Source organism: Streptomyces sp. NRRL B-3229, from assembly GCF_000719505.1.
Classification (GTDB): Bacteria; Actinomycetota; Actinomycetes; order Streptomycetales; family Streptomycetaceae; genus Streptomyces; species Streptomyces griseorubiginosus.
The window spans coordinates 117,029-135,033 of the sequence record NZ_JOGP01000019.1; the positions used below are offsets into that span (position 1 = coordinate 117,029).

General features: G+C 71.2%; 13 protein-coding genes. 3 read left to right on the plus strand and 10 right to left on the minus strand.

Annotated features, from left to right (window positions below):
* Positions 1-42 precede the first annotated feature (42 nt).
* Together IF54_RS0128175 and IF54_RS0128180 are read right to left on the minus strand one after the other, a co-directional pair.
* Positions 43-2,154, minus strand: coding sequence for a xanthine dehydrogenase family protein molybdopterin-binding subunit (locus tag IF54_RS0128175; protein WP_030323657.1), 2,112 nt, complete (start codon positions 2,152-2,154; stop codon positions 43-45).
* A 187-nt stretch (positions 2,155-2,341) separates the two neighbouring features.
* Complete coding sequence (locus IF54_RS0128180; protein ID WP_234439080.1) at positions 2,342-2,905, minus strand: alpha/beta fold hydrolase; 564 nt, start codon at positions 2,903-2,905, stop codon at positions 2,342-2,344.
* On the opposite strand from IF54_RS0128180, the gene IF54_RS0128185 reads away from it, so the two are divergent.
* Entirely contained in the window at positions 2,789-3,688 is a 900-nt protein-coding gene (locus IF54_RS0128185) for a hypothetical protein (protein WP_234439073.1), read from the plus strand. The genes IF54_RS0128180 and IF54_RS0128185 overlap by 117 nt on opposite strands.
* Positions 3,689-3,738: 50 nt before the next feature.
* Here the strand turns inward: IF54_RS0128185 and IF54_RS0128190 are convergent, their stop codons facing one another.
* From IF54_RS0128190 to IF54_RS0128200, 3 genes are all read right to left on the minus strand, one after another.
* Positions 3,739-6,774: an aminotransferase gene (locus tag IF54_RS0128190; protein ID WP_030323661.1), complete on the minus strand. Its 3,036-nt coding sequence runs from the start codon at positions 6,772-6,774 to the stop codon at positions 3,739-3,741.
* 52 nt (positions 6,775-6,826) lie between these two features.
* A complete protein-coding gene (locus IF54_RS0128195; protein WP_030323663.1) occupies positions 6,827-7,267 on the minus strand; it encodes an Lrp/AsnC family transcriptional regulator in 441 nt (146 codons plus the stop codon).
* A gap of 362 nt (positions 7,268-7,629) precedes the next feature.
* Positions 7,630-8,859 carry an MFS transporter gene (locus IF54_RS0128200; RefSeq protein WP_234439074.1) on the minus strand — a complete coding sequence of 410 codons (1,230 nt, stop codon included), beginning with the start codon at positions 8,857-8,859 and terminating at the stop codon, positions 7,630-7,632.
* 194 nt (positions 8,860-9,053) lie between these two features.
* On the opposite strand from IF54_RS0128200, the gene IF54_RS0128205 reads away from it, so the two are divergent.
* Positions 9,054-10,127 (plus strand): AraC family transcriptional regulator, encoded by a 1,074-nt coding sequence (locus IF54_RS0128205; protein ID WP_030323665.1) that lies wholly within the window; start codon positions 9,054-9,056, stop codon positions 10,125-10,127.
* 69 nt (positions 10,128-10,196) lie between these two features.
* Here IF54_RS0128205 and IF54_RS0128210 read toward each other — a convergent pair whose 3' ends face one another.
* The 3 genes from IF54_RS0128210 to IF54_RS0128220 are packed head-to-tail and all read right to left on the minus strand — an operon-like array spanning position 10,197 to position 13,830.
* A complete protein-coding gene (locus IF54_RS0128210) occupies positions 10,197-11,609 on the minus strand; it encodes an aldehyde dehydrogenase family protein (protein WP_051735565.1) in 1,413 nt (470 codons plus the stop codon).
* A complete protein-coding gene (locus IF54_RS0128215) occupies positions 11,606-12,484 on the minus strand; it encodes an SDR family NAD(P)-dependent oxidoreductase (RefSeq protein ID WP_030323669.1) in 879 nt (292 codons plus the stop codon). Before IF54_RS0128215 ends, IF54_RS0128210 begins: the two co-directional genes overlap by 4 nt.
* Positions 12,481-13,830: a flavin-containing monooxygenase gene (locus tag IF54_RS0128220; RefSeq protein WP_030323671.1), complete on the minus strand. Its 1,350-nt coding sequence runs from the start codon at positions 13,828-13,830 to the stop codon at positions 12,481-12,483. The genes IF54_RS0128215 and IF54_RS0128220 overlap by 4 nt, the downstream gene beginning before the upstream one ends.
* A gap of 195 nt (positions 13,831-14,025) precedes the next feature.
* On the opposite strand from IF54_RS0128220, the gene IF54_RS42785 reads away from it, so the two are divergent.
* Complete coding sequence (locus tag IF54_RS42785) at positions 14,026-14,172, plus strand: hypothetical protein (RefSeq protein ID WP_159002223.1); 147 nt, start codon at positions 14,026-14,028, stop codon at positions 14,170-14,172.
* A gap of 368 nt (positions 14,173-14,540) precedes the next feature.
* On the opposite strand, the gene IF54_RS0128230 is transcribed toward IF54_RS42785, so the two are convergent.
* Positions 14,541-16,172: an MFS transporter gene (locus IF54_RS0128230; protein WP_030323676.1), complete on the minus strand. Its 1,632-nt coding sequence runs from the start codon at positions 16,170-16,172 to the stop codon at positions 14,541-14,543.
* Between the two features lie 94 nt (positions 16,173-16,266).
* On the minus strand, positions 16,267-17,310 hold the full coding sequence (locus IF54_RS0128235) for an NAD(P)/FAD-dependent oxidoreductase (protein WP_234439075.1): 1,044 nt from the start codon (positions 17,308-17,310) through the stop codon (positions 16,267-16,269).
* Between the last annotated feature and the right edge of the window lie 695 nt (positions 17,311-18,005).

Genomic DNA, 18,005 nt, shown 5'->3' on the forward strand with positions numbered 1-18,005 from the left:
TTCGGAGGTCGGGCTTTCGGAGGTCGGGCTTTCGGAGGTCGGTCAGAAGTGGAGCGGGAAGCGGCGGGGCCTGGTCCCGGTCGCCCGGGCGTAGGCGTTGGCGACGGCGCCGGCCGCGGCCGGAACACCGAGTTCGCCCGCCCCGCCCGGTTCCCGCCGGGAGGGCATGATGTGCGCCTCGAAGCGCAGCGGGGCGTGCCGCTGGCGGGCGTAGCGGAAGTCGGCGTAGCTGCTCTCGCGGACGGCGCCCCGGTCGATGTGCAGACCGGCCGTCAGGACGGTGGAGATGCCGTCGATCGCGGTGCCCATGAGCTGGGCCTCCAGCCCGCGCGGGTTGACGGCCGTACCGACGTCGGCGGCCATCACCACCCTGGTCACCCGGGGGTTCTTCGGGTCGCCGGCGTCGATCTCGACCAGGCAGGCCACGCAGGAGCCGTACTCCTCGTGGACGGCGACGCCCTGTGCCCGGCCCGCCGGCAGGGTCCGGCCCCAGTCACCGGCGGCCGCGACCTTGTCGAGCACGGCTTTGACGGACTTGTTCCTGAGGGTGGTGCGCCGGAAGGCGACCGGATCCTTCCCCAGGCTCCTGGCGACCTCGTCGACGACGATCTCCTCCGCGGCCCGCATCGTCCCCGAGTCCACCGACCGCCAGGCGCCGAGAGGGATGGCCAGGTCGACCGATCCCGAGTCCCCGGACACCCGGCCGAAGTTGTACAGGCCGTCGTCGCTGGGCAGCGGGCCGGCCGCGGTTGCGAAGGCAGGTACCACCGCGTTGCCGGCACCCCCCTGAGCGGAAAGGAGGCTCGTCCCCTCGTAGGACTCGCTCACGGAGGCCATCACATGGCTGAACGCCACCACCCTGCCCCCCGCGTGGCTGGCCCGGATCCGGTGGTGGCTCGCAGGGCGCATCCGGCCGTGCCGGATGTCGTCGGCGCGGCTCCACATCAGCTTGACCGGCCGGCGTGCCGCCTTCGAGATCAGGGCCGCCTCGATCGCGGCGTCGTGGTTCAGCCGTCGGCCGAAGGAACCGCCGCCCCGTATGACATGGACCTTCACCTTCGCAGCGGGCAGCCCGACCGCCGAGGCGATGCTGTCCCGCGCGTCCATCGGCGTCTGCGAGGAGAACCAGATCTCGGCGCGGTCCGTGCGCACGTCCGCGACCGCCGTCAGCACCTCCATGGGGGCGTGGCTGACGAACGCGAACTCGAACTCGCCCTCCGTCTGCGTCGATCCGCGCGGCGGGGTGCCGAGCCGTGGGACGGCGGCCCGCAGCCGCGAGCGGATCTCGGCATCGGAGAGCGACGCGAGCGGACCTGGTGCCCAGGTGATCCGCAGGGCGTCCCGCGCCTGGAAGGCGTGGTGGAAGGAGTCCGCCACGACGGCGACCCCGCCGGCGGCCTTGACGACGGCGTGGACGCCGGGCATCGCGCGTGCCGCCCGGGAGTCGACCGAGACGAGCTTCCCGCCGAGCGTCGGCGGCCGGGCCACCACGGTCGGCTTCGCCCCGGCCACCGCAAGGTCCCCGGCGTACTCGGCCTTGCCGGTGACGATGTCACGGGCGTCGATCCGGGTCGTCGGTCGCCCGATCACACGGTGCCGGGATGCGGGCTTGGGTCGGCTCGACACGGTCGGCCGGGTGATCCGGGCGGCGCTCGCGGTCAGCGAACCGAAGGTGGCCGACCGCCCGTCCGGTGCGAACACCCGGGTGTTCCTCGTGTACAGGAACCGCGCGGGAAGACGCCATTGCCTGGCCGCCGCGGTCACCAGCTTGGCGCGCGCCAGGGCGGCCAGCTCACGGGCCGGACCGTACAGCGAACTCACCGAGCTCGAACCGCCCGTGAACTGGTTGCCCCGGGAACGGGCGCCGGCGAGCGGGATCTCGACGTCGGCGATCCGGGCGTCCAGCTCCTCGGCGATCATCATGGCGACCGCGGTGGTGACGCCCTGGCCGACCTCGACGCGCGGCAGTCGTACGACGACCTTGTTGGCCTCGGTGACTTCGAGGACCAGCATCTCCTCGTCGGCGCCGGTCACCAGGACGTCGGAGGAGCGGCGCGGCGACGGCGCGGTGGGCTCGGCGCCTTCCGCCGGCGCCGCGTCACAGCCGAGCGGCGCGGCGACGGTCAGCGTGGACGCGGCGAGCGAGTAGACCACGAACTTCCTGCGAGACCACTGGCGGGCCAATGAACGCTCCTCTCCGAGTATCCAGGCCGTTCGACTGGTAGGAGGGAGCAGCGCTCTTCGGGGTTGCCCGCGGGAACCGATCCGCGCGGATGCCCGCCTGCGGGAGCCGATCCGCCCGGATGCCCGCCTACGGGAGCCGATCCGCCCGGATACCCGCCTACGGCAGCACCCGCTCGCTTTCCCTGCGCGTGAGGACCCCCTCCAGCCAGGCCAGCAGGTCGGCCTCGACTTCGGCGCGGTTGGTCTCGTTGAACAGTTCGTGCCGCGCTTCGGGGTAGACCCGGTAGGTGATGTCGGTGAGCCAGGCCTGCCGGTAGCGGTCGACGACCAGATCACTCAGCGCGAGCCCGGCGTTGAGCGGGTCCCGGTCGCCGACGAGGACGAGGACGGGAAGGTGTGCCGGGATGCCCCGGGGCCGCGCGAGGGCGGCCGAAGCGGCGGCGACCTGCCGCATCCCCTCGGCGTCGAGGCTGGAGCCGCAGAGCGGGTCCGCGAGATAGGCGTCGACGGCTGCCGGGTCACGGCTGAGCCAGTCGAACGGTGTCCGGGCGGGCTCGAAGCCCTTGTTGAGGGCGACGAGCGGGTCCCCGGTGTCGGCCGCCTGGTGGGCGATCATCACGTCGACGGCGGTGGTGCCCGCCAGGGCCAGGGCGTCGATCAGGTCGGAGTGGTGCAGTACGTACTGCTGTGCGGCGAAGGAACCGAGGCTGTGGCCGAGCAGTACCAGGGGGAGGGTGTGACGACGCAGGCCGGAAGGCGCAGACTGCCTCGGCGCTCGCTGGAGGAGACCCGGGCCCTCATGCTGGAGGCGGCGACCAAACTCGTCTGCGCCGGAACCGCCGACATTAGCGAGGCCGCGGTCTCCGCGGCACTGGCCCACGTGCGGGTCAAGCAGGTGACGGAGGAGGCCACACGCATCATCCGGGACCGGCTGGGCGACACGGCGGCACCGGCGGTCACCACGGGATCGATCTACCAGATCTGGCCGGCCCAGGCCGGCTTCCAGGCAGAACTGCTGTTCCACCTCACCTCACGGCAGGCGGAACTGGTACCGGATCTGCCCGACAGCATCCGGCGCTTCCGGGAAGCCGTCGAGCAGGGCATCACCTGGCAGGAAGCCCTCAACGACGTACTGACCGACAACCACCGCAACCACCGGGTGGACCCGATCTACCGGGTGATGCTCGGTTTCTACGCCAGCGCCGCGAACCCCCGTGTGCGTGAGGCCCTCGGGCACTACGGCGCCTCGTTCACGAAGGTGGCCTGCGAGGCGTACCAGTCCCTGCTCGACACGTACGGGCTGCGCATGCGGGCGCCCTACCAGGTCGACCAACTCGCCACCAGTACCGCGTCGTTGCTGGACGGCTTCCACATGCGGTGGATCGCCGGCTACGTGGACCTGACGGACCCGCACGGCGACGAGAACTGGACCCTGGCCACCAGGACCGCCGTCATGCTCTTCGACCAGTTCACCGAACCCGCACCGGCGGACGGCACTTCCTGAGGAACCCGGCCAGGACCAGTTCGCGGCGGAGTTGCTTCAGATGTGCGTCGTCAGCCGGCGTGGCCGAGCTGGGTGAGGGCCAGGTCGAGCATGTCGGCGAAGAAGTCGGCCGCGGTGGTGTCGATGCACAGCGGTGGTTTGATCTTGAGGATGTTGAGGTGGTCTCCGGTCGGCTGGACGATCACGCCGAGGTCGAGCATGCGGTCGCAGAGTTCGGCGGTCTCCTCCGTGGCGGGTTCCAGGTCGGCACGGTCCCGGACGAGTTCGAGGCCGAGGTAGAGGCCCGAGCCGTGAACGGCGCCGATGATGCCGTGGCGGTCGGCCAGTGCCTCGAGCCGGCCTTTCAGATGGCCACCGACCCGCGCCGCGTTGCCCTGGAGGTCCTCGTCGCGCAGGGTGTCCAGGACGGTGAGGCCCACGACACTGGAGACGGGACTGCCTCCGGTGGAGGAGAAGAAGTAGCCCTGGTCGCGGTACCGGTCCGCGACCTCCTTGGACGTGATGACGGCACCGAGGGGGTGTCCGTTGCCCATGGCCTTGGCGACACAGACGATGTCGGGCACGGCCTGCTGCTGCTCGAACCCCCAGAACCAGTGTCCCAGGCGGCCGTATCCGACCTGCACCTCGTCGGCGACGGCCAGGCCGCCGTGACGCCGCACCGCCGCGTACACCTGGGCGAGATAGCCGTCGGGCAGGGCGACTCCTCCGGCGTTGCCGTAGAACGTCTCGCCGATGAACGCTCCCGCAGGGCTGCCTGCGGCGGCCAGTTCGTCGATCACCGCGACGGCCTCGGGTGCGTAGCGCACGGCGTCCGGCCCGCGCCGGCGGCCGCGGTAGGAGTTGGGCGAGTCCACGGTGTGCACCCAACTCGGCCGGGTGGCAAGGGCGTTCGGGTTGTCCTGGAGCGAGGTGGAGACCGCGTCGGAGGCGTACGTCCAGCCGTGGTAGGCCTCGCGCAGCGCGACGACGTCGTGCAGGCCGGAGGCCCCGATGGCCAGGCGAAGGCCCAGATCCACCGCCTCTGAACCGGAGTTGACGAGGAACACCGTGTCCAGAGGGTCGGGGAGGAGAGCGGCGAGGCGCTCGGTGAACTCCACCACGGAGGCGTAGTGGAAGCGCGAGTTGGTGTTGAGCCGCCGCAACTGCCGGGAGACCGCCTGCTCGACGCGGGGGTGGGCGTGGCCCAACGGCGTGACGTTGTTGACGATGTCGAGGTACGACCGGCCGTCGGTGGACAGCAGATGGTGGCGCCAGCCCCGTTCGATACGCGGAGGGTCGGCGTAGTAGTGCCCCTGCACGGTGGCGAACGCGGCGGCACGCCGGTCGAGCAGGTCCGTCTCGGGCGTACGGCCGGATTCGGCCGGGAGGCCGAGGAGCGGGGCGGGGTCGGCGGTGAGCGCGAGCCAGCCGGCGGCGTACTCGGGACGCACCAGGCGCGGGGCGGCGGGCCCGTCGGCGTCGCGCAGCGCGACATGGACCGCGGCACCGGAGGTGAGGTGGGTGAGGTCCTCGCCCGCGCGCACCGTCGCACCGGTGGCGACCACGGGCCGGACCGTGCGGGGGAAGGACAGCGACAGCACCTGCGCACCGTAGGCGAGTTCCACGTGGCCCGGCGCCGCGGCGAGGACCTTCCCCGCGGCGGGCGCCTGCACCACGACATCCCGGCCGAGCCAGAGGTCGGTTCCGGTGGGCACCGTGGCGGTGGACACCGCCGACAGCGCCGGTGTCCCGGTGAGTCGCGCACGGGCGTACCGGGTGGCGACGGCGGCCGCTCCGTCCGCGAGCGCCGAGGCCACCAGCCGGGCCTCGGTGCCGGCGTCCGTCCAGGCGCCCTGGTCCATGGAATCGGCGTCGGTGGACAGGTCGAGGAGGGTGATGTCGGCGGCGGCGAGGTCCCGCAGGAGGGGGCGCAGCGGCGCATGGGCGCCCCGCTGGAGTGGGCGTACTGGCGTGTCGGCGACCCGCCGGAGTGGGCGTACTGGCGTGTCGGCCGACGCGGTCCGGGCGGGCACGGCTGCCGTTCCGGTCGCGTCCTGGACGAGGCGGATCATCACCGGCAGGGGCAGCGAGGTGGCCTGTTCGAAGATGCGCCATTCGTGGTCGAGCGCGGCCGTGGCGTAGGCGTTGTCCCCGTCGACGGCGGCCTGGTGCCGCCCGCTGGCCACCAGGACGGCGGCGCGCAGCACCACGAGCGGCCACACCGCCTCGGCCTCCTCGGGAGAGAGCGGGCGAACGGCGTGGAAGGCCCGGACGGCCGGCAGCACATGGTGAGGCTCGATGCCGTCGTGGTGGAGCATCGAGGACAGAGACACGGCGAGTTCGCCGACCGCCCAGCTCGTGGTCACGTCACCGAAGTCGATGACCCCGTCCGGCATCGGCGGACGGCTGCCGGGCGAGCGGACCAGGTTGTCGTCGGTGAGGTCCAGGTGCACGGCCTGCGACGGCAGCGCCGCGGCGAGCTCGTGGACGTGCGCCCACGCCTCGGCGGTCGCGGTCCGGACGGCGGTGCGCCGGTCGGGTTCGTCGATGTGCCCGGCGAGCCTGGCGACGACACGGTCGGCGTGCCGCGGGTCCCACTGGAGCACGCGGTCGAGGCCCGGGTGCCGGAAGTCGCGCAGGGCGGTGCTGACCTTCCCTGCGATCGTGCCCATGGCGGCCACGGTGCCGGGTGACAGATGCCGTGGTCCCGAGAGCGTGCCGCCGGCCAGGTGGCGCAGCAGGCGCGCGACGGCCGGACCGCTCCCGGTGTCCACCGTCGTCCGCCGCGGGGAGCCGTCGGGGCGGCGCAGGACCGTGGCGATGCGCAGCTCCGGGCAGGCCGAGGCGATCAGGTCGGCTGCCGCGTCCTGGGCTTCGATCTCCACTGGGCCGAAGGCGGGGTTGGCGATCTTCAGAACGGCCGCGGGCGTCCCGTCACCGGTGTGCAGCAGGAAGTTGGCGTCCTGCTGGCTGCCCAGCGACTGCGCGCGAGCGGTGACGCCGAGGTGCTCGGCGGCGATGAGCTCGGCCTCGGCCGGCGCCACGCGGGGTACGGGAAGGGCGTCCTCGGTGAAGAAGTCGATCGTGCGGTGCTCGTCGGGCAGCATGCGGGGGTTCCTCGGCTGGTGTGAACGGACAGGGCTGGACTTCTCGGCTGCCTCAGTCGACGTGCCACAGGAAGCGGTGGGTGTGAATCCCGAAGTAGGGGAAGTTCTCCACGGACGCGACCCCCTCGACGGGCCGCACGACGTCGTTGATGAAGTCCAGCAGGTCCCGAGGCTGAGGGCACACCACTTCCGCGAACAGGTCGAAGCCGCCGGCCGTCAGGACCGTGTAGACGACTTCGTCATGCCGGGACAGCTCATCGGCGACCGCCCGGGGATCGCCGTCGATGCGCAGGCCCAGGAGTGCCATCGTCTGCCGGCCCATGGTCATCGGATCGGTCACTCCGACGACCTGGACCGCCTTGGCGTCGATCAGCCGCTGCAACCGCAGCCGCGCGGCCGAGGGCGACAACCCCACCTTCGGCCCCAGATCGGCGTAGGGAATCCGCCCGTCGACCTGTAGCTCCCGCAGGATGGCCCGGTCGATGTCGTCCATGCAGCACCTCCCACTCCTGCACGAACGGCAGGAGTCACGCGTGTTTCCAGCACGATGACCGATTTCCGCGCTCGATTCAAGTGTCAGTACGACAGAATCGAGCGAAGAGCAGGTGCGCGCCGACAGCGGCGCTCAACCGACGTGACCGCAGGTTCCAGTCCTTGAGTCCCAACTGCGTCCCTACACCGCCTCGGACGGCCGGCGACGCTGGAATGTCGGCGCCGTGCACGAAGGCACTGCACCTCCGGGCGCAGTGCGGTGTTCAGGTGGTCTGACGGCGGTGGCGATGCTGGGCGTGTTGACACTGGAAGCCGGCATCCTCAGGGGCACTGGGAGCCGCGCTGTCGGCGGTGCATCCGCCGTCATCCTGCTGGGGCCGCCTGAGCGAGGCTCTCCGTGCGGGCCGGGCCCGAAGGCTGGGTGAAATGACGGGCGGCGGCCGGCAGGAGGACCACGAGGGCGGCCGGTGCGGCGAAGGCGAGACGGAAGTGGCCGGTGGAGCCGAGGAGTCCACTGACGGCACCACCGGTGAGGACACCGACGTAGTTGAAGAGGTTCAGGCGGGCCAGGACCGCCTCCGATGCCGCGGGACGCAGCCGTGCGGCGGAGGCCAGGCACAGCGGAGCCAGGACGGACGCTCCCAGGCCCGCCGCCCCGGCCGCGAGAACGGCGAACGGCCAGCTCGGCGCGGCGGCCAGGCCTGCCAGGGCGCCTGCGGTGAGCAATGACGCGGTGCGCACGACGGCGACCGCCCCGCGCCGCCGTACGAGCCGATCGGCGCCGGCACGGCCGATGACCGTACCGGCCTGGTAGGCCGCGTAGGCCAGCGGCGCCACCGTCAGGGCCGCGGCGAGGGTCTGCCGAAGGTAGACCGCCGACCAGGCCGAGACGGTGGATTCGACCACGTAGACGACCAGGAGAACGCATCCGAACGGAATGAGCCGGACCCACACGCGGCGCCCGAGCGGCGCCTGCGGGACGGCGTCCGAGGGCCCTTGGGTGGCTGGGAGGGCGTAGGTCCGCAGACAGACGGCGAGCAGCAGGACGACGCCTGCCTGCAAGGTCAGGCCGGCGGCCACGGACCACCCCAGCCGGGCCACCCCTGCGGTGAGCAGCGCCGCGGCCACGCCACCCACGCTCCATGCCGTGTAGAACGAGCCGAAGATGCTGCGCCCGTAGGCGCGTTCGATCTCGGCGGCCCGGGTGTTGGCGCTGACATCGAGGGCTCCGACAGCGAGCCCGAAGAGGAGGTAGGCGCCGGTGACGGCGAGCTGACCAGGGGCCCAGCCGATCAGCATCAGTGCGGCGACGGCCGTCAGCATGGCGCCGCGCATGGTGGCGACGGGACCGGCGCGGCGGATCGCGGCCAGGCCCAGGAAGCTGCCGACCCCTGCCGTCAGGGCCACCGCGACCAACAGGGCGGTCGTCAGGAGCGGAGCCAGTTGCAGGTGTTCCGTCACGGCGGGGACGGTCGTGTACACGGCGGCGACACAGGCGCCCTGCGCGGCGAACACGACGGTCGCGGCCCGCCGGGCGCCGACCTTGGAGACTGGGCGCCCGAACGGCGTCTCGCATGATGCATCAAGGGACATGTGCCTTCGCGCCTTCGATCCTGTGCGTATGGAGAGGGTCGGCGGGTCAATGCGATGGGGATTTCGGAAACCGTAGCCAGGTGTGGAAGGGCGCGCGCAGGACGCCAGGGGCCGTACAGGGGACTCGGGGGGCCAGGTCCGCGACCGGTCCTGCCCGGCTGCCTACAGTGGTGGCCGAGGAGAAGGTGAGTGCGATGTCCCTTGCCCCCGACCCGGCGAGCCCGCCGGGGACCAGCCGCAGCACATCGGCGACGATCCAACCCAACATTCTGCGCCATCTCGTCGCGGTCGCCGACGCGCGCGGCATCGACCTGCGGCCCCTGCTCAAGCAGGTCGGGCTGGACGAGACCGTCATGCGCTCCGCCGCGCTGAGGGTGTCCTACCGGCAGGGCAGCGCGGTGATCCGTCGCGCGCTGGAGCTCACCCAGGACGAGCACCTTGGGCTGAAGGTCGGTGCGGCACAGCATCTGACCGCGTGGGGCCTGCTCGGCTTCGCCCTGATGGCCGACGACACTCTGCGGCACGCCATCGAGACAGGGGTGAAGTACCAGAACCTGTCCGGGGCGATGGTGGTGTGGTCTGCCGGTACGAGCAAGGAGGACGACGCCTTCGTGCTGCGCGCCGACCTCCCGGACCCGGCCATCGACCCTGCTGTCGCCGTCTTCCTGATCGAGGAGGGGCTCGCCTCCGTGATCACGCTGTCCCGGCTGTCCGTCGGCCCGGCCTTCGCGCCGAAGGTGGTGGAGTTCGCCTTCCCTCCGCCGCGCCGGAGCGACCTGCACGGTGCCCTGTTCGGCTGCCCGGTCCGTTTCGGCGCCCCGGCCAACCGCATGGTCATCGACCGCGCGTGGGCCCGGGCTCCGATGCCCGGCCGGGATCCGGTGGCCTACGCGTCGACCCTGGAGATGCTCGACGCGCAGATGGCCGCGCGCCGTGGCCTCCAGGACCTGCTGGAGGTTCTGGAGATTTCCGTCGCCCAGAGCCTCCCGGTGATCCCCTCGTTCGCCGAGCAGGCACGACGGCACGCGACGAGCGAACGGACGCTGCGTCGCCGGCTGGCCGACTGCGGCACGACGTACGAGGCACTTGTCGAGGGAGTGCGCCGGGAACGCGTCGAACAGCTGCTGCTGCGCCCCGAACTGACCTTGCGTGACATCGCCCGCCGGGCCGGGTTCTCCGACGAACGCGCACTGCGCCGCGCGGTGCACCGCTGGCACGGCACCTCGCCGGTCCATCTGCGCGAGCAGATGCGTTCGGATCGCCTCTGAGTCCCGAGTCCCCGATCCTGAGTCCTGAGTCCTGAGTCCTGAGTCCTGATGCACGCGAGAGGCCCTGGGTCAGCGGGTGCGGATCCAGACCGTCTTCTCCCGGGTCCACTGGTCGAAGGCGTTGGTGGACTTCTCCACACCGCCGAATCCGGACTGCTTCCAGCCGCCGAAGGGCGTGGTGATGTCGCCCTCGCTGTAGGCGTTCACGGAGATCACACCGGCCTCGATACCGCGTGCCAGCCGAAGCGCGCTGTCGAGGTCCCGGGTCCAGACGGACGCGGCGAGCCCGTACTCGGTGGCGTTGGCCATGCGTACCGCCTCGTCCTCCGAGGTGAAGGTCTGAACGGTGACGACGGGGCCGAACAGTTCCCTTACGAGGACGTCGCTGCCGTCGAAAGCGCCGGTGATCACGGTGGGCGGATAGTAGGCGCCGCGCGGAGGCAGCCCGTGGGGCAGTCCCCCGGTGTGGATCCGGGCCCCACCCGCCCTGGCCGCGTCCACCGCTCCCGCGACCCGGTCGAAGGCGGCACGGTTGATCAGCGGACCCAGCTGTGTGCGCGGGTCGGCCGGATCACCGATGACGAGTTCTCCCGCCGCGGCCGTGAACCGCTCCAGGACCTCCTGTGCGATGTCGCGGTGGACCAGGACACGCGAGCCGGCCGTGCAGTTCTGCCCCGTCGTCAGGAACGCGGCCTCGATCATGTTGTCGATCAGCTCGTCCCCGTGGTCGAGCGCATCGGCCATCAGCACCTGGGGGCTCTTGCCGCCCATCTCCAGTGAGACCCGCTTGAAGTTGCTCTCGGCGGCGTCCTTGAGGATGCGGCGGCCGGTCGTGGTGGACCCGGTGAAGGAGAGCGCCCCCACAAGAGGGTCACGGGCAAGGGCCGCCCCGGCTTCGCGGCCGTACCCGGGCAGGACGGTGAGCACCCCGTCGGGCAGTCCCGCCTCGGCGGCGAGCGTGGCCAGGTGCAGGGCCGAACGCGGGGTCGCCTCGGCCGGCTTGACCAGCAGACAGTTGCCCGCGGCCAGGGCGGGCCCGACCTTCCACGCGGTCATGGCCAGCGGGTAGTTCCACGGCAGGATCGCCGCGACCACCCCGACCGGCTCGCGGATCATGAGACCCAGCCCGTCCGGGCCGCTCGGCGCGACACGGCCGAAGACCTTGTCGGCCGCCTCGGCGAACCAGCGGATCGACTCGATCGCGCCCGGAACGTCCCCCGTACGGCACTCCGTGATCGGCTTGCCCGCGTCCTCACTGTCCAGACGGGCGAGGATCTCGGCTTCGCGTTCCATCAGGCCGGCCAGCCGCACCAGCACGGCACTTCGTTCGCGGGCCGGCAGCCGCGCCCACACCCCCGCGTCCCAGACCTGCCGGGCCCGCTCGGCGGCCTTGGCGACGTCGTCGGCGCTCGCGGCGGGCAGGGTGGTGACCGGCTCCCCGGTGGCGGGGTTGACGACATGCAGCATCCCGTTCGTGGTCATGCTTCCTCCACCAGCTCCCAGCGGCCGTCGGTCCGGCGGGCCAGTCCGCGGCTGCGGAGTTCCTCCAGATAGCGGGCCATGCCTCGATCACCGCGCTTGCGGAACAGCGGAAAGACCTTGGGCAGCAGGTTCGGTGCGAGCATCGCGAACCGCACCAGACGGGACTCACCGGTCCGGGGATAGGCCTCGAGGCGGGGCTTGTCCAGCAGGCTCACCACTGCTGCGACGACGTCGGCGGGCTGCTGCGGGGGATCCTGGAACTGCATGGAGTTCCCGCCGTCCACGGCCTCCTGACGCAGCATCCGGGTGTCGGTCGCCGACGGCAGCACCGAGCCGGCCAGGATGCCCTTGCCTCTGAGGTCGAGCCCGATGGCGAGCATCGCGCCGCGCAGGCCGAACTTGGAGGCCGTGTAGATCGGGGTCTCGCCGAGGGGGAAGATCCCGCCCAGGGAGACGGTGGTGACCACCCGGGCATCCGGCGAGGCCTGAAGCAGGGGGATCGCGATCCTCGTGGTGATCAGCGGGGAGGTCAGATTGAGGGTGATCTCCCGCTCGATGCTCTCGACGCTGCGGACGTCGAAGCGTTCGGCGCTGGTCATACCGACGTTGTTGACGAGGACATCGAGGCACCCGTAGTCATCGGCGACCAGCTCGAACAGCCGCTCCACCTGGGCGCGATCTATCAGATCGCAGCCGATCCCCCGGTGCCCGGCACCCGGAAGCCCGGCGGCGACCTTCTCGGCCCGGGCCTCGTCGATGTCGACGACGACGACCCGGGCGCCGCCGACGGCGAAGCGGCGGCACATTGCACTGCCGATACCACCCGCGCCGCCGGTGACCAGCATGACCTTGTCGGTGAAGTCGAACCCGCTCATGCCCTCGCCTCCGCGCGTCGCGGGGTACGTGTCGTCGACGGCGCCCGGCCCTCGGTACGCCAGCCCATCTCCCCCGCGACCTTGCCCAGGTACTTCACGAAGGCTCCGCTCTCGACGTAGCCGGTGTGGCGGGGCGATGCGACGAACTTCAGCCCGCCGGACAGATCCGGGCGGTCGGCGCGGATCATGCGGGCGAACCGCTCCGCGTTCGGCGGCCGGTGCCGCGCGTCGTGGAGGTATGCGGCGATCATCTGCGCCTGGGTGTCGAAGAGCTGGTACGCACCGGAGTTGGTCTCCACGAAGCCGACGCCGAACAGGCCCTGGTGCTCGCGCGAGAACGACGACAGGTAGAGGTCCGGGTGCTGCTCGTCTCCGAAGTACTGCTGCGCGACCGGCACTTTGTGGACGTACCCGGTGGCCAGCAGGACGAGGTCGAAGTCGTCGCTCGTGCCGTCGGTGAAGTGCACGGTCCGGCCCTCGGCGCGGGCGATGCCGGGCTTGGCCGTGATGTCCCCGTGCTGGAGGTGGTGGATCAGCATCGAGTTGATGGCCGGGTGGGTCTCGAACAGCTTGTGGTCCGGCTTCTGCAACCCCAGCCGCGTCGGATCGCCGTTGAGGACCCGCAGAAGGGCGCCGAAGACCCGCTGGGCCAGCCACATCGGCAGGTGCGGCCCACTGTCGGCGATGGTGTCCACCGGTCGGCCGAACAGGTGCTTGGGGATGAACCAGTACCCGCGCCGCATGCTGATCACCGCGTGGTCCGCGGTCCGGGCCGCATCGCACGCGATGTCACATCCGGAGTTCCCCGCCCCCACGACCAGGACTCGTTTGCCCCTCAGCTCCTCCGCGCTGCGATAGCCGACGGTGTGCCGGACCTCCCCGCTGAACTCCCCCGGCAGCTCTGGGACGTTGGGGTGCCACTGCGAGCCCGTGCACACCACGACCTGCCCGTGCACGCTCTCCCGGCCGTCGGACCGGGTGACCGTCCAGGTGCCGTCCGCGTTCTTCTCGACTCGTCCGACCTCGACGCCGAACTCGATGCGGTCCGTCAGCCCGTAGGCATCGGCGAAGGACCGCAGGTACGAGAGGATCTGCCGGTGCGGCGGGTAGTCCGCGAAGTGGCCGGGCATCGGGAACCCGCCGAATCCCGACAGGGTCCTGCTGGAGATGAAGTGGGCCGACTCGTACATCGGGCTTCCGGGATTGTCGATGTCCCAGATACCGCCGGGCCCGGTGTGCCGCTCGAGATGCGTGTACGGCAGCCCCCGCTCCGCCAGAGCCCGCGCGACCGCCAGCCCGGCAGGTCCCGCCCCGATCACACACGTGTCCAACTGGCTGTCCTTCACGGGCCCGCCTCCTCGTTCGTCCCGCTTCACGGTGCGGGTGCTGGAGGAAAACGTATGCACCCACCGTTCGACGAACACTGACTCGGGCGGCCACGAACCGGACCCCGGCGGCCGCGCCACCAGGGCATCCGTGTGCACGAGGGCTGACCTGTACGGCGTCGGCCGCCAGATCCGACGTCGAGCCGACGACGGGACGTGCTCCTGCTGGAAGAGCGGGATGCCGCGGGTGACGAGGCCGTCCCGTTCCGGCAGCGCACCCTGAAGGCGCGCCTGATCGCGATGCTTCTTGCTGCGGGCTTGGACGTACACCTCGCGCACGGCTTCCGGCTCGCCCGGGCATAGCTCGCCGACGCCGATTCCGATCGTCAGAACGCAGAAGTCGGCCCCGCGCACGCGGGAATTCCTTGTGTCCAACCTGCGTCCAGAACGCGTCCTGGGCGGACAAGTCAAGCCGGCTTCCGCGCGATCGCTCCAGCTCGGCAATGAGCGATGGACGCGCGAGCAGCGGATTCGCCTTCCACCGCGCACAGCCCGCGCCGCCCCCGAGGGGGATGTGCGGACCTGGACCGTGGACCAGGCCCGCGCCCTGCGCGTCTCGCGCCGCCGGGCTCCCGCCCGACACGCCTGGCGGGTGGTCCGGCGGAGGCGGTGCCACTCGCCCCGCCAGGCGGGCGGGTCCCCGTCGATCCGGTGGCGGCCCCGTCGGCGATCTAGCGGGGGGACCCGGTGTGCTCCCGCACAGTCGCCGTCCCGCTCGCCGTCGCCCCGGCCCCCGGCTCGGCATCCTTCTTCGCGAACCCGCGCCGGCCAGGCAGGACCGCGAGGACGATCAAAGTCCCGGCAGCCATGATGATCCCGCCGATGAGACTGGTCTGGGCGACTCCGTGGGCGAAGGCCTGGTGGACGGCGTCCACGGCGGCCCGGGCCTGCTGGGGCCCGGCAGAGGGATCCTGCGCGACCCGCTGCGCGACGGCCAGGCCGGCGCCGACCGAGTCCTTGGCGGTCTCCATCGCCTCCGCGGGGAGCCGGTTGCCCACCAGATCGGTCAGCTCGTCCCGGTAGGCCGTGCCCAGCAGCGAGCCCAGCACCGCGATGCCCAGCGCCCCGCCCAGCTCGAGCGCGGTGTCGTTGACACCGCCGCCGACGCCCAGCTCGGACTCGGGGAAGGAGCCCATGATCGTGTCGGTCGCCGGGGAGATGGCCAGTCCGAGCGCGAGGCCCAGCATCATCAGCGGCACCAGGAAGTCCCCGTACGTCGACCCCTTGTCGATCTGGGTGAGCAGGAACATGCCCGCCGTACCGATCGTCAAGCCGGTCACGGCCATCACCCTCACCCCCAGCTTCGGGGCGAGCACCCCGGTCACCGCGGACCCGAGGAACACCGCTCCGCCCAGCGGCAGCAGCCGTAGGCCTGTGTCCAGGGCGTCGTAACCGAGGACGAACTGCATGAACTGCGTCGCGTAGTAGAGCACGGCGAACATACCGAAGAAGAAGAACATCACCGTGAGCATCGAGCCGGTGAAGGGCCGCAGCGCGAACTTCCGGACGTCCAGCATCGGGTGCGGGTGCCGCAGCTCCCAGGCGACGAAGGCGACCAGACCGACACCGGCGACCACGGCGGCGGTGACGGGGCCGACGCCCCAGCCGGCGTGCGGGCCCTCGATGGCGGCATAGATCAGGGAGCCGATGGTCACGATCGACAGCAGACCACCGACGTAGTCGATCCGGCCCATGCCCTCCGCCTTGGACGGCGGTACCAGGGCGAGCGCGCCGAACACGGCGAGGACGGCGATCGGCACGTTGATCAGGAAGGTCGAGCCCCAGGCGTGGTCCTCAAGCAGCCAGCCGGAGACCAGCGGGCCGACGGCCACCGCCACCCCGGAGGTCGCGGCCCAGGCGGTGATGGCCTTGGACCGCTCGCTGCGGGGGAAGGTCGCGACCACCAGGGACAGCGTGGCCGGCATCACGACCGCGGCACCGATACCCATGATCGCGCGGGCCACGATGACCAGCGCGGTCTCGTCGACCAGGCTCCCCATCACCGAGCCGCCGGCGAAGATCAGCAGGCCCATTACCAGCGCGCCACGCCGGCTGTACTTGTCGCCGATCGCGCCCAGCACCAGCATCAGCGCCGCGTACGGAACGGTGTAGCTGTCGACGACCCATTGCAGATCACTGCTGCTCAGGCCCAGGTCGGTGGTCATGTCGGGGGCGGCGACGATCAGCGACGTGTTCGCCATCACCGTGATCAGCAGGCTCAGGCACAGCACGAGCAGCGCCCACCAGCGCCGCGCGTAAGGCCCGGTCATCTTCTCCACGGGGGTGTTCACAAGGAAGGACATCAGTAGCTCCTGAGGGGAACGGGGCGGACGCGCGGGATCACTTGACTGCCCGTGAGGCGAGCGGGCGACGGGCTGAGACCTCGGCCCTCGAAGATCACGCTGTGGCCCCTTGTCGGCGTCCCTCGGTGATCCCCCGGAGGGCGGCGTCGGTGTCGGCGATGGCCAGTTTCTTGTTGATGTCGATGCCGGCGAGTGCGCCGGCCGCTGCGGAGGCCCCGACCTGGGCGGCCGGATCGGTAACGTTGCCGGCCACCCACACACCCGGCACCTCGGTGGCGCCGTCGGCACCGGAGGCGAAAGTGCGGCCTGTGGGCAGGTCCTGCACCGGCAGGTTCAGGCCTTCCAGGCCGTGGGTGCGGGCCTGCATCTGCGGGACGACCCCGAGGACGCGGCGGGCCACGACCTGGCCGTCGGCCAGGCGCACCCCGGCGAGGGCGCCGTCCTCATCGCTGAGGACCTCGGTGACCGGGGTGTCGATGACGCGGATGCCGCGGGCGGCGAAGCGGGCGCGGCTGTCCTCGTCGAGGTCGGTGCCGTGGGTGAAGTAGGTCAGGTCCTCGGTCAGTTGACGGAACAACAACGCAGGGCCGATGGAGGCCGGGCCGGTGGCGAGGACGCCGATGGGCTCGTCGCGCACCTCCCAGCCGTGGCAGTACGGGCAGTGCACCACGCTGTGTCCCCAGTGCTCGGCGAGGCCGGGCACTTCCGGCAGCACATCCTTCACGCCGGTGGCGACCAGGATGCGGCGGGCGGTGATGCCGCGGCCGTCGGCCAGGGTGACGGTGAACCGCAGGTCCCCGTCCGCCGACGGGGCGGCAGGCTCGGCCGAGGCCACCTGGCCGTGGATGACGCGTCCGCCGTACTGGCGCACCTGCTCCCGGCCCCGTCGAAGGAGTTCGGACGGCGGGGTGCCGTCCAGTGCGAGGAGGCCGTGCACGGCCTCCGCGGGCGCGTTGCGCGGGGAGCCGCTGTCGATCACGACGACCGAGCGGCGGGAGCGGGCGAGGATCAGTGCACCGTTCAGCCCCGCGGCGCCCCCGCCGATCACCACCGCGTCGACGGTCCCCTCGGGCAGAGCGTCGCTCGCGTACGGAGGAGTCGCCGCAGCCACGGCCTCCTGCCTTTCCTGATCAGTCATGGTTCGGTCAGTCCTTCGAGTTCTGGGTGGTTGGAGGGAGGAGCCGTTCAGGAAGCGCAGGATGCGGGCGGCGACCGTCTTGGGCTGTTGTGAAGAGTCCGGCCCGGTTCGCCGGGGTCGTTCGTGATGTACAGATCCAGTACGTCGATGAACGCCGTCGCCGGGATCGCGAGGATCAGAGCGTGCTTTATCGGCCTGGAGGGCATCGCAACGCCAGGTCGGCACGCAGCCTGTCCGGTGAGCCCAGGACGTTGTGTACTAAACAGTCAGAAACCTAAGCGGTTCTGTACCGAGTTGTCAAATACGGCGGGCCAACCCTCGCCCACCATGGCGATGCCTGGAATGCCGAGAACGGACTTCTTGGTGATCGCACGCCTGGTAGGCAGCAGCAATGCGCCGACCAGGGCGGGGCACCTGCATACGCCCGCGAGCATCACGGCCTGCTGGGGCCGTGCTCGCTGCACCTCCACCAGCGCCTCTGACCAGGCCGGACAGCGTGAACTGCACACTGCACGCGGCCGGAGGCGGTCTCGTAGATCGCGGCGCGCAGCGGGGCGTACAGGATGATGCCGGGGTCGTGCCGGAACATGGTTTCCGCGATGACGTGGGGGTGCGGTCGGCGGTGTATGCCTGCACCCGTGCAAGGTCACCTGTTGCGGTCACTTCGACGAGTTCGGCGAAATCGACGGCGGGCA